This is a genomic window from Amycolatopsis sp. FBCC-B4732, assembly GCF_023008405.1.
GTDB classification, from domain to species: domain Bacteria; phylum Actinomycetota; class Actinomycetes; order Mycobacteriales; family Pseudonocardiaceae; genus Amycolatopsis; species Amycolatopsis pretoriensis_A.
In genome coordinates this window covers 1579227-1598412 of the sequence record NZ_CP095376.1, presented here as the reverse complement: position 1 = coordinate 1598412, position 19186 = coordinate 1579227, and the positions used below count along the sequence as shown (strand labels likewise).

Genomic DNA, 19186 nt, shown 5'->3' with positions numbered 1-19186 from the left:
CGTCAGCCGCGCTGGTACTCCTCCCACGTCACCTTGGTGACCGACGGGCCGTCGTCGGCGCCGCGACCGGCCAGGCCGTTCATGCCCAGGTAGTAGTCACCGGTCTGGTGCTGGGCGCCCGAGGACAGGTCCGGGTCGGAGATCGCCATCGCGTGGATGTGGTAGGCGAAGCCCTGGGCCGGAGTGCGCAGCCAGGCCGCGAACCCGACCTTGCGCAGCGCCTTCAGCAGGTTCGTCCGGCTGGTCGAGGACAGGCTGGACACCGAGATGTCCATCGCGCCGCCGCCGTCGTGGGTCCCGGCCGAGGCGTCGACGCCGCCCGGGTTGTACGAGCCCTGCGTCAGGCTGACCGACGAACCGAAGATGCCTTCGGCGGCCACGAGCATCGCCTTGGTGCGGGTGTTGAGCGTGACGCCGTGGTAGGTGACGTGGCTGCCCGCGGACACCGGGCCGGTGACCGTGTAGCGGCCTTCGCCCAGCTTCTCCAGCGACGTCTTGCCCGGCAGGCCGGAGGCGTCGATCCCGGTGTAGCCCAGCGACTTCTGGTACTGGGAGTACGCCGTGATCGTGGTGGTGCCGAAGTAGCCGTCGACGTAGGTGCTCGCGAGGAGCCCCTTCGCCTGCAGCGCCTGTTCGACGAGCAGGACGCTGTCGTGCGCGCCCGGCGTCTGGGTGTCGTCGGCCCGGCGCGGGTCGATCTGAGCCGCCTTGAGCACGGCCTCCATGTTCGCCGTGGGCAGCGCCGTCGTGACCGCGGTTTCGGCCTGAGCCGGTGCGGCCACGGCGAACGCCGCGGCGGTGAGCGCCGTCAACACGGCGGCCTTCGTGAACATCCCTGTCCTCCACTGGTCGGAATCTCTTCGGCCAGGAGGATCACCCGGCGGGATACAAGGGACGTACAAACCGGGCTCATACCCTTGGGGGGTAGGGTACTCCTCGACGGTGACGACGTGTAATCCCCGACACACCCTTTTCCATTACCACTGGTCCAGCCGTGTTTCTTATCATCACGGAGAGTTGCGGCTGACCCACACTGGACGGTGCCGTGTTCTTTTCGTAACCTGTTCGAGATCTCGCGGCCCCCGGTCGTCGATGGACGGCGACGCGAGATCGCCGCCGATACCCCCCTGCCGGGTACCGGACACCCACAGCGCGCTCTTCCTGTTGCGATGGAGCGCGCTCCGGGCGAGGCCCCCGACTCGCCCGTCCGGCACCCGCCGGCGGCCGAACAGCAAAGGAGACCCGCGCGAGAATGCGTACGCATCCCGTAAAGCGCGTGGTGTCAGGTGCCCTCGCCGCGGCCTCGGTGATCGCCGTCGTCACCATGGCCCAGCCCCCGGCCACCGCCGCCCCGATCCCCGTCCTGCAGGCCCCGCCCGCGGGCTCGGACGCGCTGGCCAAGTACCGCGAACTCGCGGGACAGGCCGAGAAGCTCAACGAAGACCTGCTCAAGGCCCAGGACGACCTGACCGCCAAGCAGGGCCAGCTCGACAAGGCCAACGCCGACGTCACCGCCGCGAAGGACGCCGGCGCCCAGGCGATCGAGGCGAAGCAGAAGTACCAGACCCAGGTGGACAAGTTCGCCGGCGCGTCGTTCACCAGCGGCGCCCAGATGAACAAGCTGTCGGCGCTGCTGGCCGGCACGTCCACCCAGGACTTCCTGGACCGCTCGGCCGCGCTCGAGGTCATCGCGACCGACAAGAACGCCGCGATGGACAACCTCAGCGTCGCGGCCGACAAGGCCACCACGGCCGAGAAGGCGGCGGCGGACGCGGCGAAGCGCGCCCAGGACGCCCGTGACGCCGCCGCCAAGCTGGCGTCGGACATCGAGGGCAAGAAGAAGAACCTGCAGGCGCAGCTCGACCAGATCGAGGCGCAGAGCCGGACCCTCAGCACCGCCGACAAGGCGGCCCAGAAGGACACCGGCGGCGCGGCGCCCAACGTCAAGGCGCCGACCGCCGCGGCCCAGGCGGCCGTCAACGCGGCGCTGAGCAAGCTCGGCAGCGCGTACGTCTGGGGCGCCACCGGGCCGGGCACGTTCGACTGCTCGGGCCTGATGCAGTGGGCGTACAAGCAGGCCGGCATCAGCCTCCCCCGGACGTCGTCGGCCCAGGCGGGCTTCGGCACCGCGGTGTCGCGCAGCCAGCTGCAGCCGGGCGACCTGGTCGCGTACTACTCCCCGGTGTCCCACATCGGGATGTACATCGGCGACGGCAAGATGGTCCACGCCCCGACGAGCGGCGACGTCGTGAAGATCTCGCCGCTGATGAGCCAGTACGCGGGAGCCACGCGCCCGACGGCGTGAGTCGTTTCGCCGAGTGCCCCGTTCCGGGAGGTGTAGAAATCCCGGAACGGGGCACTTTCGCGTCATGGTCGAGAAACCGGACGCCGCCACCGTCGAAGCCGTCGGCAAGGTCACCGAGGCCCTCGAGACGATCGAGCGCGCCCGCGGGCACCTCTATTCGTTCCACCAGCTGACCGGCAGCGCGGACCTGGCCCTCGGCGAAGCAGTGGAGCAGCTCGAGAAGGCGGGCCACGCGAACTGGGCGCAGCGGATCTCCGAGGAGCTCATCGGGCTGAACGTATTACCCGATCGGTGGACTTTCCAGGTCGTCGAGGAGTACGACGACGGGTACTACAAGGCCTGTCGCGACCTCGAGCGTTCGCTGCTGGAGTCGTTGACCGGAGGTCGCCGCCACCTGCACGAACAGCAGATGAAGGACGACCGCCGGACCCACGGTCGCGCCGGTCACGAGGCCGGCCCGCCGACGACCCCGTCGGCCGGTCGATGAGCGGCGAGTGTCGGACCCTCGCGCTAGAGTGCGAACAGACGTTCGAAATGGAGGAGTCATGACGGATCAGGTCGAGCCCAACCCGGAGAAGGACCCGAGCGATTGGACCACGGGTGACGAACCGATGACAGGGCCGCAGAAGTCGTACCTGCAGACGCTGGCGCACGAGGCGGGGGAAGAGGTACCGGAGAACTTGACGAAGGCGGAGGCTTCGGCGCGGATCGACGCCCTGCAGCAGACCACGGGCCGCGGCAGCTGAGCGCGCGGCCGTCTCGGCTTCGTGTGCCCGAGGCCACGGCATGCCGTCCACCTTCACGGGTAATCCCGATTGAGATGCCCGACTCCCCGAAGGAGGACATCCCATGTACGTCATCGTGCTGATCGTGGCCTTGGGTGGGCTGCTCGTGCTCGGCGCGACCGCCGTCCGGGAGCTGCCGAAGGCGTATCCCCTCACTGCGAAGCGCACCCTCGTCTCGGCGTGGCTCGTGGCCGCTGCCGGGGTCGGGTGGTGGGCGTTCGCGCCCGGGGCGGGAGCGCTCGTGGTGATCGTCGCCGGGCTCGGATTTCTCGTCGCCACGCTCAACCGCGGGCCCGAGCGGCCGTCCTACCCGCGCGCCACTCCCTATCAGCCACCTCGATGAACGGCGGTGACCGTGTCCCGACCGAACGAACAGCAGCCCGAAATCGCGCGGGCCGAGACTGATGATCCCGGCCGGGCGGAGGACGATCTTTACCGCTCCGGCGAAGGTGAACCGCCGGAGAGCGTCGAAGAAGCACGTGGCGCCGGGCAAAAAGTGATCGGCGAACTACGGGAGCGAGGCGAAAGCTGAGCTGTCAGGCCGCTTTCGGCGCCGCCGCGCCCATCACGCGGAGCAAGAACTCCGCGTTGGAGCCGGTCTTGCGGAGCTGGTCCAGCAGCTGCTCGATCGCGTGCGGGCCCGACAAAGCGCGCCGGACTTCGTGCATCGCCGCGAGTTCTCCTGACGTCACCAAGAGTTCTTCGCGCCGGGTGCCCGATCCCTGGAGGTCGACGGCCGGGAAGATGCGGCGCTCGGCGGCTTTGCGGTCGAGCTTGAGTTCGGCGTTGCCGGTGCTCTTGAGCTCTTCGAAGAACACCGTGTCAGCCAGCGAACCGGTTTCCACCAGGGCCGTCGCGACGATCGTGAGGGAGCCGCCGCCTTCGACGTTGCGGGCGGCGCCGAGGAGGCGCTTCATGGGCTGCAACGCGGCCGCGTCGACGCCACCCGAGAGGGTGCGGCCGGAGGGGCGCGCCGAAAGGTTGTACGCGCGGCCGAGGCGGGTGAGGGAGTCGAGCAGCAGCACGACGTCTTCGCCGCGCTCCACGAGGCGTTTCGCGCGCTCGATGGTGAGCTCGGCCACGGCGACGTGGTCGGCGGGCGGCCGGTCGAAGGTGGACGCGATCACTTCGCCGCGCACGGTGCGGCTCAGCTCGGTGACCTCCTCCGGGCGTTCGTCGGCGAGCAGCACGAGCAGCCGGCACTCCGGGTGGTTGGCCGCGATACCGTGGCCGATCTCTTGCAGCACAGTGGTTTTCCCGGCTTTCGGCGGCGAAACGACGAGCGCGCGCTGCCCCTTGCCGAGCGGGGTGACGAGGTCGATCACGCGCGGCAGCAGCCGCGACGGCGTGGTTTCGAGCAGCAGCCGCTGATCCGGGTGCACCGGCACGAGGTCGGCGAAGTGCGGGCGCGGCTCGTCCGGGCCGACGCCGTCGACGCTGATGATCTCTTCGGCGGTGCCGGTGATTTCGTCCCCGGCGCGCAGCTTGTGCTTGCGCACCAGGGAAAGCGGGATCGCGACGTCGTCGGGCGTGCGGCCGTGGCCGTGCCGGACGAACGGGGTTTTTCCGGACAGGTCGAGGATTCCGTGAAAAGGCATGGGTGTCTCCTGATGAGGTGTCGGTCGGGGCGCAGAACGGCGCCGACCGGGAATGAGGAAAGAGGCCGAGCGGCCTGGATCCGGGAGCTTCCTCCGGGCGGCCTAGGGGCCTACATCCGCGAGGAGCACTTCCACTGTAGCGAGACATTTCACAAAGCACAACGGGTAAGACCCCGTCGCGATGGGTAGCTCACAGGAGAAGCCCGCCGAAACGGGGAAAAGCGGCTGACGATGGGAGCGGATCGTGTATCGACATACCTCGGAAGCCGGCGTCGATACGGGCGAGAGCACCGACGCCGACCAAACCGGGACCACGGCCCCGCAGCGCAGGAAGGCTGATGCCGTGGTCGTCTCGACCTTCGAAGAACTGGCGCCGGCCCTGCCGAACGAGGTGGCCGACCTGCGCCGCAAGCTGACCCGCTGGCTGGGCGAACTGCCGCTCGACGCGGAGAGCACGCACGACATCACGCTGGCCACGTACGAAGCGCTGGCGAACGTCGCGGCCCACGCCTACCCGAGCGGCCACGGCTGGGCCCGCCTCCAAGCCACCCACACCGGCGACACGGTGACGGTGACGGTCACCGACACAGGCTGCGGAATCCCGGCAACCCGCCCCCGCACAGCAGGCCTCCGCACTTCGGGCGGCCGCGGCCTGGTGCTGATCGACAAGGTGACGGACCAGTCGGAAATCGAAACGGGCGACACCGGAACAACGATCCGGATGACCTGGCGCCCGGCTTCGCTGCGCGACGCAAGCGGAAGCTGAGCAAGCCGAGAGCTCATCGCCGGCTCGCCAAGGTGAGAAGGACCAGGCACCGAAGCGGGCCGGCGAGCTTGTGCCCGGCCACGGAGGGATTGCACGCAGCAGGGACGGCCATAACCGGCGACCACGGTCCGCAGCGCACGCCCGACTACGGGCGGATTTGCACGCAGGAGGGGCGGACATTACCGCCGCGATCGCGGCCAGGAGCGCACGCCCGGCGATGGCGGACTGCGCAAAGTGGACTCCGAAGCACCGTACGCTCGAGACGACCGGACACCGCAGGCCGAGCGTCGGCCGCAAAGCGGCAGCCGGCCCCGCGCACGACCGACTGAAGTATCACGGTACAGCGGCCGGCGCGGCGAAAATCAGCCAAAACCGGCGCCACCACGGTCCGCAGCGCACGCCCGACTACGGGCGGAATTGCACGCAACAGGGCGGCCATCACCGGTGTCTTCGCGGTCGGCGGCGCACGCCAGCCGAGCAGCCAAGCCCTCAAAGCTCCGGTACCACCCACCGCCAACGCCGGGCAGGTCGGCGGCTCAGCACCTACGCCGGGCGCCACCGCGGCTCAGCGCAAACCCCAGCGGCCGCCGCCCAACACGAAGACCCCTACCGACAGCCGCTGCTCAACGTGAAGCCCCCACCGACGGCCGCCGCTCAGCGCGATGACCCCGCGTCCCCGCAGCTCGACCTCGACTCACTCCCCCCAAGCCCCCGAACGGTCTCCCCTCAAGCCGCGCTGGCGAGGCGGACCAGGCGGTTCATCGGGTACAGCACCAGTTCGCGCTCTTCGTCCGTCGTGAAGATCTCGACGGAATCCTCCACCAGCTCCGCCGAGGTCACCTGCAGTTGCCACGCGGGCAGCCCCGGCGCCGGCTCGTGCCAGAACCACTGGCCCTTGGTCAGCTGGTGCGCCGGGACCGTCGCGTCGTCCGTGTTCATGCAGTGAGGCTAGCCGCCACCACCGACAGTTTTCGCACTGCCTCAGCCGTGCGTGGCACCGACTGTGACCGTGAGCACGTCCGGGTCGCCCGCGAAGACCGCGCCGCTGAAGTCCGGGCCGGGGCTCACGTCGTCGTAGGGGAACGCGTAACCCCGGTTGTCCGGGAGTTTCGAGTGGACGATGCGCGCGTAGTGGTTGGTCGTCTCCCCTGCGTAGAAGCGTGCCGGGTCCTCGTCGGTCGGCTGGTTCGGGTTGTCGAGCAACGTCGTGCGGTTCAGGGCCGCCGCCAGGCGGGGGACGATGGCCTTGCGCGCGTCGCTCGCGTCCGCGGCCAGTGCGAACGGGCCGCTGTCGCAGCTCCACACGTCCGCCGTCGCCGGCTTCGCGAAGGATTCCGCACCGAAGACCAGCCGGCCACCTGAGACGCGGCCGGTGAACTTGCCGATGCCCGGGTTCTGCGAGTCGACGACCAGGTCCGTGCCCTCGTACTTCGCCCACACCTGGTCGATGTAACCGTCGAGGTAGCCACCGAACTGGGACGCGTGGTGGTGCGGGGACAGCACGCGCAGGTTGGCGCCGCCGCCGGTCTGGACCAGGTTCGGCCACTCGCCGCCCAGCGCCGTCAGGGACGAGGCGATCTGGTCCACCGCGCCTGCCGGCAGACCCTGGACCGTCGAGGTCCCGGAACCCGCCGTCGTCAGGGACAGTCCCATCGGGATGCCCACGAAGTCGACGTAGCTGATGTTGGCGAACAGCTGCGTGTCGTTGAACGTGAACTCGCTGAACGACCAGTTCTTGCCGTAGTTCGCATCCCCGGAGTTGAGGAAGCTCGGGTGGACCAGGTTCGGGCCCGGGTCGAGGAAGAAGTCCAGCTTCGCGTCCGTGACGACGTAGATGCGCGCGCCACCCATCTTGGGCACCGATACCTGCGCGCCCGAGCCGATCGGGATCGCGCAGTCTTCCGGCAGCGGGGTGGTCGGCGCGCCTGGCGACGCCGGGTAGTACGGCGTACCGTCGGCGCGCAGCAGCACCAGCTTGCCGTCCGGGGTCGTGCCCGTGACGTAGGCGTACACGGTGCCCGAGCCGGAGTTGTTGACGAGCTTCAGGCCGAACGTGTCCGGTGTCGCGGCGTAGGCCGGCCGCGCGAGGGGCAGCACCGTGGCCGTGGCGAGCGTCGCCGCCGAAAGGCTGAGGAACGAGCGCCGGGAAATCATGGCGTCCTCCACGTTGAGGAAACGGCGGAGTCCATAAAGGACTACCGAGGGCGGTTCGCAGGATTCGTTGTGGACGTAAACAAACTATGACTCCGGTTTCGTTACCTGGCAACCCTTCGAAAGAAGGTCCAGACCACCGTCTCACCCGGCCCGCGCGGTGCCCGGCCGCCGCGAATTCCAAACGCGACGCCCACCGGTGTGCCCCCGGGTCTCGGGTGCCGGGTACTTCCGGGCACATCCCTTGACGCGGGCGCGGACCGGCGGCGACAGTGGACGGCCTCGCAGGTCGTGGACGGCCCGTTCCCCTCAGGAAGCGAGACCCCCATGCGCACCCCCACCCGGCTGGCCGCCGTGCTGGCAACGTTGTCATTCCTCGCCGCGGCCGCTCCGGCGCACGCCGCGGAAACCTGGACCACCGTCTTCCAGGACGACTTCGACGGCGCCTCGGGCACCGGCCTGAACACCCAGGACTGGCTCTACGACAAGGGAACCGGCTACCCCGGCGGCGCGGCGAACTGGGGTACCGGCGAACTCGAGACCGCGACGGACTCGACCGCCAACGTCTACCACGACGGCCAGGGTCACCTGGCGATCAAGCCGCTGCGCGACGCCGCCGGCAACTGGACCTCCGGCCGCATCGAGACCCAGCGCACCGACTTCGCCGCCCCCGAAGGCGGCCAGCTGGAGATCAGCGCGACGCTCAAGCAGCCGTCCCCCGCCAGCGGCCTCGGCTACTGGCCGGCGTTCTGGGCGATGGGCGCGGACGCCCGCCCGGTCGGCGCGACGAACTGGCCGAGCATCGGCGAGCTCGACATCATGGAAGACGTCAACGCGCTCAGCAAGCACTCCACGACGTTCCACTGTGGACAGTGGCAGGGCGAGTGCCACGACCCGGACGGCATCACCAGCGACCTCCAGGAGTGCGCCGGCTGCCAGGACGGCTACCACACCTACTCCGTCGTCGTCGACCGTCGCAACGCCGGCGCCGAAGAGCTGCGCTTCTCCCTCGACGGCACCCAGACGTTCGCGGTGAAGCAGAACCAGGTCTCCGCCGGCACCTGGAAGGCCGCCGTCGACCACGGGTTCTTCGTCATCTTCGACGTCGCCATCGGCGGCTCGTACCCGAACAAGGTGTGCGGCTGCACGAGCCCGTCCGCCGACATCACGCCCGGCGCCGAGATGAGCGTCGACTCGCTCTCGGTCAAGACCAGCCAGGGCTGACCCGTACGCTGAGCGCCATGAAGCACGCCGTCATCGCGTCCCCGATCGGGCCGCTGACCCTCGTCGGCGACGGCGAGGCGCTGATCGGCCTGTACTTCGACGGCCACCTGCGCACGCCCCGCCTCACCGACCTCGGCCCCCGCGACGACGACGGCTTCGAGGCGGCGAAGCGGCAGCTCGGCGAGTACTTCGCGGGCACGCGGCGCGAGTTCGACCTCGAACTCGCGCCGCGCGGCTCCGCGTTCGAAAAGCAGGTCTGGGCCCTGCTCACCAAGATCCCGTACGGCGAGACCCGCACGTACGGGCAGCTGGCCGCCGAGCTGGGCGACCCCGGCGCCGCGCAGGCGGTCGGGAACGCCAACGGCTGGAACCCGATCAGCGTCGTCGTGCCCTGCCACCGCGTGGTCGGCACCAGCGGCGGCCTGACCGGGTACGCCGGCGGCCTCACCCGCAAGCGGTTCCTCCTCAGCCTGGAGGAACCGCCCGCGGCGGAGGTCGGCCGGCTCTTTTGACGACTCGCTAGCCCGCCGAGCAGGTCACGGTCGGTGCCGTCAGGTTCCCGCCGTGCTGCACGGTGAACCCGATGACGTTGCCGCTGCCGTTGGGCCGCGCGGTCAGCACGTACCCGGTGCTGTCCCACGTCCCCGTGTAGTTCCAGCTGCCGATGACCTTCTGCGGCGAGTGGAAGGTGATCGTGAGCACCCAGGCGTTGCTTCCGGTCACCGTCACCTGGCCGTTGAAGCCGACGTTCCACTCCGCCGTCTTGAGGTACGTCCCGGTGCACCCACCCGGCGGCGGGGTCGTGGTCGTCGTCGGCGGCGGGGTGGTGGGCGTGGTCGGCGTGGTGGTGGTCGGCGGCGGCGGGGTGCCGCCGTTCAGCGCGTCGAGCACCGCGGTGTAGGCGGCCTTCTTCTGGCCGTTGCCGTCGAACAGCAACGGCGTGCCGGACGCCCGCCACGAGTCCGTGTCCCGGATGCCCCACACGGTCATCCCGGTGCACCGGGCCACCGCGAGGCAGGCGTTCGTCACCGTGCGGTAGTTGTCCGCCTGCGCGGTCCCCGAGCCCTCGATGTCCAGCTCCGTGATCTGCACGTCGACGCCGAGGTCGGCGAAGCTCTGCAGGGTGGTCCGGTAGTTCGACGGCACCGGGCTGTTGGGGTTGAAGTGCGACTGGAAGCCGACGCAGTCGATCGGGACGCCGCGGGACTTGAAGTCCTGCACCATCCGGTACACGGCCTGGGTCTTCGCCTGGTTCCAGTCGTCGGTGTTGTAGTCGTTGTAGCAGAGCTTCGCGCCCGGGTCGGCCGCCCGCGCGGCGCGGAACGCCGCCTCGATCCAGTCGTCCCCGGTGCGCTGCAGGTTGGAGTCGCGCCGCGCACCCGAACCGCCGTCCGCGAAAGCCTCGTTGACGACGTCCCAGGCGTAGATCTGGCCGCGGTAGTGGGTCGCGACCTGGGTGATGTGGTTCAGGATCGCCGACCGCAGCGACGAGCCCTCCATGCCCTGCATCCAGCCCGGCTGCTGCGCGTACCACGCCAGCGTGTGCCCGCGCATCCGGGCGCCCTGGCTCGTCGCCTGGCTGACGATCCGGTCGGCGTTGCCGTACGAGAACTGGCCCTGCGCGGGCTCGGTCGCGTCGATCTTCATCTCGTTCTCCGGCGTGATCATGGAGAACTCGCGGCTCAGGATGCCGGTGTAGACGCTGTCCGAGAGCCTGCCCGCCGAAACCGCGGTGCCGAAGTACCGGCCGGTCCCGCTCGCCGCGCTCCCGAGTGTGCTCCCGGCGGGCGGCGCGGACGTCGTCGTCGTCGAAGTGCCGGCGCTGTTCAGGCCGAGGAACGCGATGGCGTACGCCACCATCCCGTTCTGCGGCAGCGCATGCCCGGCGCCCTGCACGCTGATGCCCTCGACCGGCGCCTGCACGCCGGTGCCGCCGTAGCGCGACCGCGTCCAGCCCGACTGCGGGGAATCACTCGACGACGGCGTCTGGCTCACGCCCCGCAGGTTCGTCCACTGCTTGACCTCTTCGCCGAAGTTCGGGTAGCGCAGCGTGTCGTCGGCGGTTCCGTGCCACAGCTGCATCCGCGGGTACGGGCCGCTGCGCCCGCCGCTCATCTGCCGGGCCTGATCACCCCACTGCTGGGCGGTCTTGATCAGCTGGCCGCCCGAACACTGGCTGTTCCAGCTCGACCCGTCGGTGGTGGCGAAGCAGCCGGCGGGCACGCCCATGAACGCCGAGCCGGCCGCGAACACGTCCGGGTACTCCGCGGCGAGCACGTTCGTCATCATCGCGCCGGAGGAGAACCCGGTGACGAACACGCGTGCCGGGTCGACGTGGTAACGCTGCTTGGCCCAGTCGACCATCGACAGGATGCCGACCGGGTCGCTGCCACCGCCGCGGGTGAGCGCCTGCGGCGACGAGACGTCGAAGCACTGCCCGCTGCGCGTGGCTTCCGGGAAGACGATGACGTAGCCGTACTGGTCGGCCGCGGTGACGTAGTCGCGGGCGTAGCCGTTGAACACGGCGGAGGCCGAGCCGGTGCAGTAGTGGACCGCGACCAGCAGCGCCGGCTGCGGCGCCAGCCGGTCCGGGACGTAGGTGTACATGTTGAGGTTGCTGGGATTGCTGCCGAAATCGGTCACGCGCGTCAAGGTGGCCGCCGACGCGGGCTGCGCCGAAACCACCAGCACGACGGCAGCGGCGATCGACAGCGCGGCGGCGAGGAGGGCGGTGAAGAGTCTTCGCACTCGACGAATCCTTTCCGGGGGCGGGGCGCAGCTCGTGACGATCGTTCGTTCGCCGCCCGGGACCGGTCAACGATTATCGGGATGTTTCGCGACCTTTCGAACTGCCGCCGGGCCGGACTGCTGCGAGGATTCCGGGCATGACCGAGCTGCTCCTGGGACCGCTGCTGCGGCACGTGAACGCCGACTCGGCGACGATCTGGGTGGAGACGGACGGCCCGTGCGAAGTCCGCGTCGCCGAGGCGGCCGCCCGGACCTTCGAGGTCGCCGGGCACCACTACGCCCTCGTCGTGCTGACCGGGCTCGAGCCGGGGCGCAGCACGCCGTACGAAGTGCGGCTCGACGGCGAACTCGCCTGGCCCGAACCGGAAAGCACCCTGCCACCGAGCCGGATCCGGACGCTGGCCCCCGGCGACCCCCGGTTCCGCCTGGTGTTCGGGTCCTGCCGCAAACCGCGGGAGCAGGACGCGCTCGGCCCGGACGCGCTCGCCGCGTACGCCCACCGGATGGCCGCGCTCGACGAGGCCGAATGGCCGGAATCGCTGCTCCTGCTGGGTGATCAGGTCTACGCCGACGAGACCACCGACGCCACGCAGGAGTGGCTCGCGCAGCGGCGTGACACGAGCGAGCCGCCGGGCAACGAGGTCGCCGACTTCGAGGAGTACTGCCACCTGTACTTCGAGGCGTGGTGCGATCCGGCGGTGCGCTGGCTGATGTCGACCGTGCCGACGTCGATGATCTTCGACGACCACGACGTGCGCGACGACTGGAACACGTCGCACGCGTGGCGCGAGGAGATGACCCGGACGTCGTGGTGGCCGGAGCGGATCCGGGGCGCGCTGGTCTCGTACTGGGTGTACCAGCACCTGGGCAACCTCGGCCCCGACGAACTCGCCGAAGACGACGTCTACCAGCAGGTGGTCAAGTCGGGCGTGGACAACGCCGGGCTGCTGCGGGAGTTCGCCGACCGCGCCGACCGCGAGGCCGACGGCGCCAAGGGCACCCGGTGGTCCTACCGGCGCGACTTCGGCCCGGTCCGGCTGCTGGTCATCGACTCGCGGGCCGGGCGGATCCTGGCCGGCGGCACCCGCTCGATGGTCGGCGAGGACGAGTTCCGCTGGATCGAGGAGCAGGCCGGCGGCGACTTCGAGCACCTGCTGATCGGCACGTCGCTGCCGTGGCTGATGCCGACCGCGCTGTCGGCCGCGCAGTCGGTCAACGAGCGGCTCTGCACCCGGCCCGGGCTCGTCGGCCGGGTCAGCGAGTGGTTCCGCCAGCTCGCCGACCTGGAGCACTGGCCGGCGTTCCGCGAGTCGTTCGACCGGCTGAGCAAGCTCATCGGGCGGGTGGCGGACCGGGGCATCGCCTCGGTGAACGTCCTGTCGGGCGACGTCCACCACGCGTACGTCGCCCGGGCCGACCTGCCGGGCGCACCGGTGCACCAGCTCACCTGCTCGCCGGTGCACAACACCGTGCCGTGGTACATGAACCGGCTGTTCCGCGCGGGCTGGGCGCGGAGCCTGACGCGGCTGAGCGAAGGCCTGGCCAGCCGCGTCGGCGTGCCGCCCGCGCCGCTGACCTGGCGCTGCGTTTCGGGGCCGCACTTCGGCAACGCCGTGATGACGCTGGACGTCGACGGGCGCGAAGCCACCGCCACGCTCCTGCGGCCGGACCACGAAGGGGAGCCGATCCGGCTCACCTGAGGGTGGGTGCGGCGCGGCCACCCAAGTCCGGCGCCACCGGGTTAGCCTCGGATCATGGCCGCGGAGAACGCTCTTGGCGAGTTCCTCCGGGCCCGCCGCGAACAGGTGGGCCCGGCGGACCTCGGCCTGCCCGCGGGCGGGCCGCGCCGGGTCGCCGGGCTGCGCCGCGAGGAGGTGGCGGTGCTGGCCGGGGTCAGCACCGACTACTACGTCCGGCTCGAGCAGGGGCGGGAGCGGAACCCGTCGGCGCAGGTCGTCGACGCGCTCGCGCACGGGCTCGCGCTGGACGAGGACGCCACCGCCCACCTGCACCGGCTGGCGAGCCCGGCCCCGAGACGACGCCGACGGCCACGGCGCGAGCAGGTCAGCCCGAACCTGCTGCGCCTGATGGACGGCTGGCCCGACACCCCCGCGCTGGTGCTCGGCCGCTGCCTGGACGTGCTCGCGCACAACGCGCTGGGCCAGGCGTTGTTCGGCGGGCACGAGCACAGCGGCGACCTGGTCCGGCTGGTGTTCCTCGACCCGGACGCCCGCGAGCTCTACCCGGACTGGGAGCGCGTCGCCGTCAACACGGTCGGTGGCCTGCGGGCGGCCGCCGGGATCGACCCGGACGACCCGCGGCTGATCGAGACGGTCGGCGAGCTGTCGGTCAAGAGCGCGGAGTTCCGCCGGTTGTGGGCGCGCCACGACATCCGGCAGAAGACGCACGAAACCAAGCGGTTCCACCACCGGCTCGTCGGTGAGCTCGTGCTGAGCTACGAGGCGCTGACCGTGAACAGCGCGCCCGGCCAGCAGCTGGTCGTCTACCAGGCCGAGCCGGGCAGCCCGTCGGAAGCGGCCCTCGCCCTCCTGGGCAGCCTCGCCGCTTCCTGAAAACCCTTTCCGCTGTTCCCCCATGGACGGAGTACTTCGTCGTGCCCGAAAACGCTGTCTGGTTCATCACCGGCTGCTCCAGCGGCCTCGGCCGCGCACTCGCCGAAGCCGTGCTCGACCGCGGGTGGCGGGCCGTCGTCACCGCCCGCGACCCGGCGCGGGTCCGCGACCTCGTCGAGGCGCACGGCGACCGCGCACTGGCGCTGCCGCTCGACGTCACCGACCACGCTCAGGTCACCGCCGCGGTCGAAAAGGCGGAAACGACCTTCGGCCGGATCGACGTCCTGGTCGGCAACGCCGGCTACGGCTACCTCGCCGCCGTCGAGGAAGGCGAGGACGCCGAGATCCGGAAGCTGTTCGACACCAACGTGTTCGGCCTCGCCGACGTCACCCGCGCGGTGCTGCCCGGCATGCGGGCCCGCCGCAGCGGGCACGTCGTGACCGTGTCGTCGCTCGGCGGGCTCGCCGCTTTCGGCGCCACCGGCTACTACCACGCGACGAAGTTCGCCGTGGAGGGGCTGTCGGAGTCGCTGGCCGCGGAAGTGGCCCCGCTGGGCATCAAGGTGACCATCGTGGAGCCCGCCGCGTTCCGCACCGCCTGGTCCGGCCCGTCGATGCGGCAGTCGGCGATCCGCATCGACGACTACGCCGAAACGGCCGGAGCGCGCCGGGAAGCGACCACCGCGACCTACGGCAGGCAGCCCGGCGACCCGGTCCGCGCGGCGGAAGCGATCATCGCCGCGGCCGGCGCCGCCGAGCCCCCGCTGCGGCTGCTGCTCGGCGAAGCCGCCTACACCATCGCCACGGCCCGGCTCGAAACCCTCAAGTCCACTTTCGACACCTGGCGCGAGACCACCCTCGGCGCCGACTTCCCCCGAGAGGAAACCCCGTGAAGACCGTCCTCATCACCGGTGCCAGCAGCGGCATCGGGCACGCCACCGCGCTGCGCCTGGCCCGCGAAGGCCACCACGTCGTGCTCGGCGCCCGCCGCGAAGACCGGCTGACCGCGCTCGCCAAGGAGATCCACGACGCCGGCGGCACCGCCGACGTGCACCCCCTCGACGTCACCGACCGCGCGGACGTCGCCGCGTTCGCGGACGCCGCGGTCGAAGCGCACGGGCGGCTCGACGTCTTCGTCGCCAACGCGGGCGTGATGCCGTTGTCCCGCTTGGACTCCCTGCTCGTCGAGGAGTGGGACCGCACGATCGACGTCAACGTCCGCGGCCTGCTGCACGGGATCGCCGCGGTCCTGCCGCACTTCCGGCGCCAAGGCGGCGGGCACTTCGTCACCGTCGCCTCCACCGGGGCGCACGAGGTAGTCCCGACGGCCGCGGTCTACTGCGCCACCAAGTACGCGGCCCGCGCGATCACCGAAGGCCTGCGGCTCGAGGCCGACCCCGGCATCCGCGTCACGACCGTCTCCCCCGGCGTCGTCGAGTCCGAACTGGCCGACAGCATCACCGATCCGGGGGCGAAGGAGGCGATGCGCACCTACCGCGCGGTGGCGATGGCGCCGGACACCATCGCCGGCGCGATCTCCTACGCGATCGGGCAGCCGGACGGCGTCGACGTCAACGAGATCGTCGTGCGGCCGACCGCCCAGCGGTGACTCAGCGCTCCAGCTCGGCGATCACCCGCGGGATCTGGGCGACGAGCTCCCGCGCCAGCAGCCCGGTGCGGCCGGTGTCCGGGATCAGCCGCTGGCCGGCGACGGCGTGGACGTGCGTCGCCCAGCAGGCGGCCTGGTCGACGGCCGCACCGCGGGCGAGGAAGCCGCCGGTCAGCCCGGCCAGCACGTCCCCGCTGCCGGACGTCGCCAGCCCGACGTGGCCGCTGCCGTCCCGCCAGACGCGGCCGCCGGGCGTGGCGACCACGCCCATCAGCAGCACCACGCCGCGGTAGCGCCGGGCGATCCGCACCGTCGTCTCCAGGTCGTCGACGTCCTTTTCCTCGCACCCGTCGAGGAAGGCCGCTTCGACCCGGTTCGGGGTGAGGAGGAGCCGGTCCGCCAGCGGCTCGGCCAGCTCCGGTGCCCGGCTCAGCGCGCCGAGCGCGAACGCGTCGAGCACCACCCGCGCGTCCGGGGCGATGGCGGGCACCAGCCGCCGCAGCAGTTCTTCGGTTTCCTCGGCACCGGTCAGGCCCGGACCGACCACGACGGTGCCGGCGCCGGGGAGGACGTCGGCCAGCCGGTCGGCGGCGTCGGCGGCGATCGCGCCGGATTCGGTTTCCGGCAGGCCGGACACCGACGACTCGGGTACCGAAACGCCGATGGCCGTCGCGTGGCGTTCGGCGACCGCCAGCTGGAGGGTGCCCGCCCCGGCGCGCAGGGCGGCGGTCCCGGACAACGCGGGCGCGCCGGGCACCGCGCGGGCACCGCCGACGACGAGACCGTGCCGCGGTCACCGGTGCCGATCCGCCAGTCCCGCAACAGGGCCGGGCTGATCGGCGCCGGCTCAGGAGAGCTGTCGCGCGGCATCGTCGTCCGCCGTCGGCGGGGTGTCGGTGGCGTGCAGGTGCCCGACCTCCTGGGCGAGCACCATCGTGAACCCGCGGTCGTGGTCGCGCTCCCACGCCGTCACCGAGCCGTTCGGGACTTCGGTGGCGTCGGCCGCGCGGAGCAGATCGGGCTCCGGCAGGCCTTCGAGGAGGTAGCGCAGGGCGAAGACGGTCATCTCGTGGGCGGCCAGCAGAACGCGCTTTCCGGCGTGCTGGGCGCTCAGCTCGTTCAGCAGGGAACGCACCCGCAGCACGACATCGGCCCAGGATTCGCCGCCCGGCGGCCGGTAGTAGAACTTGCCGAGCCGCCGCTTGCGCCGCAGTTCGTCGGGCCACCGCTCGCGGACGCCGTGGGACGTCAGCAGGTCCAGCACGCCGAGTTCGCGGTCGCGCAGCCGTTCGTCCGGCACGATCGGGACGCCGTCGGGCGCGGCCAGCCGGGCGGTGTCCCAGGCCCGGCGGTAGGTCGAGGTGACCACGAGGTCCGGCGGGCGCTCGGCGAAGAACCCGCCGGCGGCCTTCGCCTGGTCCTCCCCCAGTTCCGTCAGCGGGACGTCGGCGTCGCGCTCGGCGATGTCGATCACGTCCGCCCCGGCCGACTCCGCTTCCTCGCGGGCCACGTTCCCGGTGCTCTGCCCGTGCCGCAGCACGGCCACCCACTCCAAGTCGACGCTCACGACCGGCTGGTTACCCCGGGGGACCCGCCGTCGAAACGCGGGATGGTTAGGCCCGCAAAGGGGTTGCGGCTAGGGTCGTTCCATGTCGCGAAGTCTCGACGCCCACGACCGGCTGCAGCAACTGGAGACGATCATCGGCGCCCCCGCCGGTCACCTCGTGCTGGCCGAGGTGCTCGTCGAGACGTTGCGGCGGTTGTGCCAGGTCATGGGCGTCGACACCGCGACCGTGCTGCGCTACCAGCCCAGTGCCCGGCAGCTCGTGGCGTTCGCCGCGGCCGGCATCGAGGAAGAGGTCCACCAGGGCGTGCGGGTGCCGGTCGGCAGCGGGTTCGCCGGCCGGGTCGCGCTGGAGCGGGCCCCGGTGATCCTCGACCACGTCGACGAAACCACCGTCGTGAACTCCCTGCTGTGGGAGCGCGGACTGCACTCGATGCTCGGCGTGCCGATGATCGCCGGCAGCGAGCTCGTCGGAGTGCTGCACGTCGGCTCGGTGACGCCCCGGCCGTTCGGCGAAACCGAAGTGGCCACGATGCAGCTGCTCGCCGACCGCCTCGCCGCGACGATCCAGGTGGAGGCCAGGGAAGAGAACCGCACCGCCACCATGGCGCTGCAGCGCAGCCTGCTGCCGAACAGCCTGCCCGCGGTGTCCGGGCTGGAGTTCGGCGCCCGGTACGTACCCGGCGCGGAGACCGGCCTCGGCGGGGACTGGTACGACCTGTTCACACTGCCGGGCGACCGGCTCGGCGTCGTGATGGGCGACGTTTCGGGCCACGGCCTCGACGCGGCCGTGATCATGGGACGCCTGCGCAGCGCCCTGCGCGCCTACGCCCTCGACTGCGAAAGCCCGGCCGACGTGCTCGCCAAGCTCGACCGCAAGGCCAACCACTTCGAGCACGGCGCGATGGCCACGGTGGCCTACGGGATCATCGGCCCGGACCGGGAAGCGGTGACGCTCTCGCTGGCCGGGCACCTGCCGCCGGTGCTGGTCACCCCCGGTGTGACGGGCCGGCTGGTCGACGTGCCCCCGGATCCCCCGATCGGGTTGACCATCGGCGAGCCCGAACGGCGCACGACGGTCGTCGACCTCCCACCGGACGCCGTGCTCACGTTCTACACCGACGGTCTGGTCGAGCGCCGGGACCGGCCGGTGGACGCCGGGATGCAGCTGCTGGCCGACTCGGTGTACGCCGGCGAGCCCGAGCGGCTCTGCGCGCAGATCATGACCGCGATGATCGGCAGCCGGCCGGCCCAGGACGACGTGGCCCTGCTGGCCATCCGGCGGCTGCCCGTCCCGGCCGGCGGCTGAGCGCGACCGGGACGGCGCGGTCACCCGGCCAGCGCGGCTTCCCGGGTGGGGAAGAGCGACAGGCTGTCCTCGAGACCGGTCAGCTGGATCGGGCGCAGGGTGGCCCGGCCGGTCGCGACGATCCGCACCGCGGTCCCCGCGGCGGCGTTGCGGTGGATCGTCAGCAGCGCGGTCAGCCCCGGCGAAGCGAGGAACTCGACGCGGGTCAGGTCGACGACGAGCACCGGGGGTCCGGCGGCCAGCGCCTCGTCCGCGGCCCGCACGAGAGCGGGCGCGGTCGTGGTGTCCACGTCGCCGGCGACCTCGACCACGACGGCACCGGCTTGCTCCGTTCGGGCGATCCGGAACTCCCCGAACGGCACAGCGGTCGTCGCGCTTTCAGTATGGGTGTGCTCGCTCATGACGCGTACTCCTGCCTCCGGCAACGCCTCCGGGGTGCCCGGTGGGCGTGCGTGATCACGAAGGCTGTCTGCTCAACCGGTGTCAATCATGCACGTCCCGCCGCCGCACCGCCGTGTCAGTGCCCCCTCCGCTTTCGGGCGGCTCCCCGAGCA

The 19186-nt window shown here is 71.2% G+C and carries 21 protein-coding genes; 13 read left to right on the top strand and 8 right to left on the bottom strand.

The window, feature by feature from the left end:
- Positions 1-2: 2 nt before the first annotated feature.
- Positions 3-833 carry a peptidoglycan-binding protein gene (locus MUY14_RS06635; RefSeq protein ID WP_247021867.1) on the bottom strand — a complete coding sequence of 277 codons (831 nt, stop codon included), beginning with the start codon at positions 831-833 and terminating at the stop codon, positions 3-5.
- A gap of 419 nt (positions 834-1252) precedes the next feature.
- Between MUY14_RS06635 and MUY14_RS06630 the strand changes: the two genes are divergently transcribed.
- The 5 genes from MUY14_RS06630 to MUY14_RS06610 all read left to right on the top strand — a co-directional run bounded on the left by MUY14_RS06630 (position 1253) and on the right by MUY14_RS06610 (position 3622).
- A complete protein-coding gene (locus MUY14_RS06630; protein ID WP_247021865.1) occupies positions 1253-2305 on the top strand; it encodes a C40 family peptidase in 1053 nt (350 codons plus the stop codon).
- 64 nt (positions 2306-2369) lie between these two features.
- On the top strand, positions 2370-2792 hold the full coding sequence (locus tag MUY14_RS06625; RefSeq protein ID WP_247021863.1) for a hypothetical protein: 423 nt from the start codon (positions 2370-2372) through the stop codon (positions 2790-2792).
- A gap of 58 nt (positions 2793-2850) precedes the next feature.
- A complete protein-coding gene (locus tag MUY14_RS06620) occupies positions 2851-3051 on the top strand; it encodes a DUF3072 domain-containing protein (protein WP_247021861.1) in 201 nt (66 codons plus the stop codon).
- A gap of 103 nt (positions 3052-3154) precedes the next feature.
- Positions 3155-3433 (top strand): hypothetical protein, encoded by a 279-nt coding sequence (locus tag MUY14_RS06615; protein ID WP_247021859.1) that lies wholly within the window; start codon positions 3155-3157, stop codon positions 3431-3433.
- 6 nt (positions 3434-3439) lie between these two features.
- Positions 3440-3622: a hypothetical protein gene (locus tag MUY14_RS06610; protein WP_247021857.1), complete on the top strand. Its 183-nt coding sequence runs from the start codon at positions 3440-3442 to the stop codon at positions 3620-3622.
- Positions 3623-3626: 4 nt separating this feature from the next.
- Here MUY14_RS06610 and rho read toward each other — a convergent pair whose 3' ends face one another.
- On the bottom strand, positions 3627-4688 hold the full coding sequence (rho, locus tag MUY14_RS06605) for a transcription termination factor Rho (RefSeq protein ID WP_247021855.1): 1062 nt from the start codon (positions 4686-4688) through the stop codon (positions 3627-3629).
- 343 nt (positions 4689-5031) lie between these two features.
- On the opposite strand from rho, the gene MUY14_RS06600 reads away from it, so the two are divergent.
- Positions 5032-5454 carry an ATP-binding protein gene (locus MUY14_RS06600; RefSeq protein WP_247021853.1) on the top strand — a complete coding sequence of 141 codons (423 nt, stop codon included), beginning with the start codon at positions 5032-5034 and terminating at the stop codon, positions 5452-5454.
- 726 nt (positions 5455-6180) lie between these two features.
- Here MUY14_RS06600 and MUY14_RS06595 read toward each other — a convergent pair.
- Together MUY14_RS06595 and MUY14_RS06590 are read right to left on the bottom strand one after the other, a co-directional pair.
- The gene (locus MUY14_RS06595; RefSeq protein WP_247021851.1) at positions 6181-6393 is read right to left on the bottom strand and encodes a hypothetical protein; all 213 of its coding nucleotides are present in this window, start codon (positions 6391-6393) and stop codon (positions 6181-6183) included.
- A 42-nt stretch (positions 6394-6435) separates the two neighbouring features.
- Positions 6436-7608 carry a glycoside hydrolase family 64 protein gene (locus tag MUY14_RS06590; protein WP_247021848.1) on the bottom strand — a complete coding sequence of 391 codons (1173 nt, stop codon included), beginning with the start codon at positions 7606-7608 and terminating at the stop codon, positions 6436-6438.
- A gap of 324 nt (positions 7609-7932) precedes the next feature.
- On the opposite strand from MUY14_RS06590, the gene MUY14_RS06585 reads away from it, so the two are divergent.
- Both MUY14_RS06585 and MUY14_RS06580 read left to right on the top strand, forming a co-directional pair.
- The gene (locus MUY14_RS06585; protein ID WP_247021846.1) at positions 7933-8829 is read left to right on the top strand and encodes a glycoside hydrolase family 16 protein; all 897 of its coding nucleotides are present in this window, start codon (positions 7933-7935) and stop codon (positions 8827-8829) included.
- Between the two features lie 17 nt (positions 8830-8846).
- On the top strand, positions 8847-9341 hold the full coding sequence (locus MUY14_RS06580; protein ID WP_247021844.1) for a methylated-DNA--[protein]-cysteine S-methyltransferase: 495 nt from the start codon (positions 8847-8849) through the stop codon (positions 9339-9341).
- 7 nt (positions 9342-9348) lie between these two features.
- On the opposite strand, the gene MUY14_RS46790 is transcribed toward MUY14_RS06580, so the two are convergent.
- Positions 9349-11577, bottom strand: coding sequence for a PHB depolymerase family esterase (locus tag MUY14_RS46790; RefSeq protein ID WP_281506263.1), 2229 nt, complete (start codon positions 11575-11577; stop codon positions 9349-9351).
- 137 nt (positions 11578-11714) lie between these two features.
- Between MUY14_RS46790 and MUY14_RS06565 the strand changes: the two genes are divergently transcribed.
- From MUY14_RS06565 to MUY14_RS06550, 4 genes are read left to right on the top strand one after another with little or no spacing between them, the layout of a single operon-like run.
- The gene (locus MUY14_RS06565) at positions 11715-13277 is read left to right on the top strand and encodes an alkaline phosphatase D family protein (protein ID WP_247021842.1); all 1563 of its coding nucleotides are present in this window, start codon (positions 11715-11717) and stop codon (positions 13275-13277) included.
- A 54-nt stretch (positions 13278-13331) separates the two neighbouring features.
- Positions 13332-14150, top strand: a complete 819-nt coding sequence (locus MUY14_RS06560) for a helix-turn-helix transcriptional regulator (RefSeq protein WP_247021840.1) — start codon at positions 13332-13334, stop codon at positions 14148-14150.
- A gap of 41 nt (positions 14151-14191) precedes the next feature.
- Positions 14192-15043: an oxidoreductase gene (locus MUY14_RS06555; RefSeq protein WP_247021838.1), complete on the top strand. Its 852-nt coding sequence runs from the start codon at positions 14192-14194 to the stop codon at positions 15041-15043.
- Complete coding sequence (locus tag MUY14_RS06550) at positions 15040-15759, top strand: SDR family oxidoreductase (RefSeq protein WP_247021836.1); 720 nt, start codon at positions 15040-15042, stop codon at positions 15757-15759. The genes MUY14_RS06555 and MUY14_RS06550 overlap by 4 nt, the downstream gene beginning before the upstream one ends.
- 1 nt (position 15760) lies before the next feature.
- On the opposite strand, the gene MUY14_RS06545 is transcribed toward MUY14_RS06550, so the two are convergent.
- Together MUY14_RS06545 and MUY14_RS06540 are read right to left on the bottom strand one after the other, a co-directional pair.
- Positions 15761-16516, bottom strand: a complete 756-nt coding sequence (locus tag MUY14_RS06545) for an NAD(P)H-hydrate dehydratase (RefSeq protein WP_247021834.1) — start codon at positions 16514-16516, stop codon at positions 15761-15763.
- A gap of 90 nt (positions 16517-16606) precedes the next feature.
- The gene (locus MUY14_RS06540) at positions 16607-17326 is read right to left on the bottom strand and encodes a histidine phosphatase family protein (RefSeq protein WP_247021832.1); all 720 of its coding nucleotides are present in this window, start codon (positions 17324-17326) and stop codon (positions 16607-16609) included.
- A gap of 82 nt (positions 17327-17408) precedes the next feature.
- Between MUY14_RS06540 and MUY14_RS06535 the strand changes: the two genes are divergently transcribed.
- On the top strand, positions 17409-18632 hold the full coding sequence (locus MUY14_RS06535) for a PP2C family protein-serine/threonine phosphatase (RefSeq protein WP_247021830.1): 1224 nt from the start codon (positions 17409-17411) through the stop codon (positions 18630-18632).
- A 20-nt stretch (positions 18633-18652) separates the two neighbouring features.
- Here the strand turns inward: MUY14_RS06535 and MUY14_RS06530 are convergent, their stop codons facing one another.
- Positions 18653-19033 (bottom strand): STAS domain-containing protein, encoded by a 381-nt coding sequence (locus tag MUY14_RS06530; protein WP_247021828.1) that lies wholly within the window; start codon positions 19031-19033, stop codon positions 18653-18655.
- Positions 19034-19186 lie beyond the last annotated feature (153 nt).

Coding starts and splice junctions, on each gene's coding strand:
- MUY14_RS06635 (WP_247021867.1), bottom strand. CDS start 833: ATGTTCACGAAGGCCGCCGTGTTGACGGCGCTCACCGCCGCGGCGTTC.
- MUY14_RS06630 (WP_247021865.1), top strand. CDS start 1,253: ATGCGTACGCATCCCGTAAAGCGCGTGGTGTCAGGTGCCCTCGCCGCG.
- MUY14_RS06625 (WP_247021863.1), top strand. CDS start 2,370: ATGGTCGAGAAACCGGACGCCGCCACCGTCGAAGCCGTCGGCAAGGTC.
- MUY14_RS06620 (WP_247021861.1), top strand. CDS start 2,851: ATGACGGATCAGGTCGAGCCCAACCCGGAGAAGGACCCGAGCGATTGG.
- MUY14_RS06615 (WP_247021859.1), top strand. CDS start 3,155: ATGTACGTCATCGTGCTGATCGTGGCCTTGGGTGGGCTGCTCGTGCTC.
- rho (WP_247021855.1), bottom strand. CDS start 4,688: ATGCCTTTTCACGGAATCCTCGACCTGTCCGGAAAAACCCCGTTCGTC.
- MUY14_RS06595 (WP_247021851.1), bottom strand. CDS start 6,393: ATGAACACGGACGACGCGACGGTCCCGGCGCACCAGCTGACCAAGGGC.
- MUY14_RS06590 (WP_247021848.1), bottom strand. CDS start 7,608: ATGATTTCCCGGCGCTCGTTCCTCAGCCTTTCGGCGGCGACGCTCGCC.
- MUY14_RS06585 (WP_247021846.1), top strand. CDS start 7,933: ATGCGCACCCCCACCCGGCTGGCCGCCGTGCTGGCAACGTTGTCATTC.
- MUY14_RS06580 (WP_247021844.1), top strand. CDS start 8,847: ATGAAGCACGCCGTCATCGCGTCCCCGATCGGGCCGCTGACCCTCGTC.
- MUY14_RS06565 (WP_247021842.1), top strand. CDS start 11,715: ATGACCGAGCTGCTCCTGGGACCGCTGCTGCGGCACGTGAACGCCGAC.
- MUY14_RS06560 (WP_247021840.1), top strand. CDS start 13,332: ATGGCCGCGGAGAACGCTCTTGGCGAGTTCCTCCGGGCCCGCCGCGAA.
- MUY14_RS06535 (WP_247021830.1), top strand. CDS start 17,409: ATGTCGCGAAGTCTCGACGCCCACGACCGGCTGCAGCAACTGGAGACG.
- MUY14_RS06530 (WP_247021828.1), bottom strand. CDS start 19,033: ATGAGCGAGCACACCCATACTGAAAGCGCGACGACCGCTGTGCCGTTC.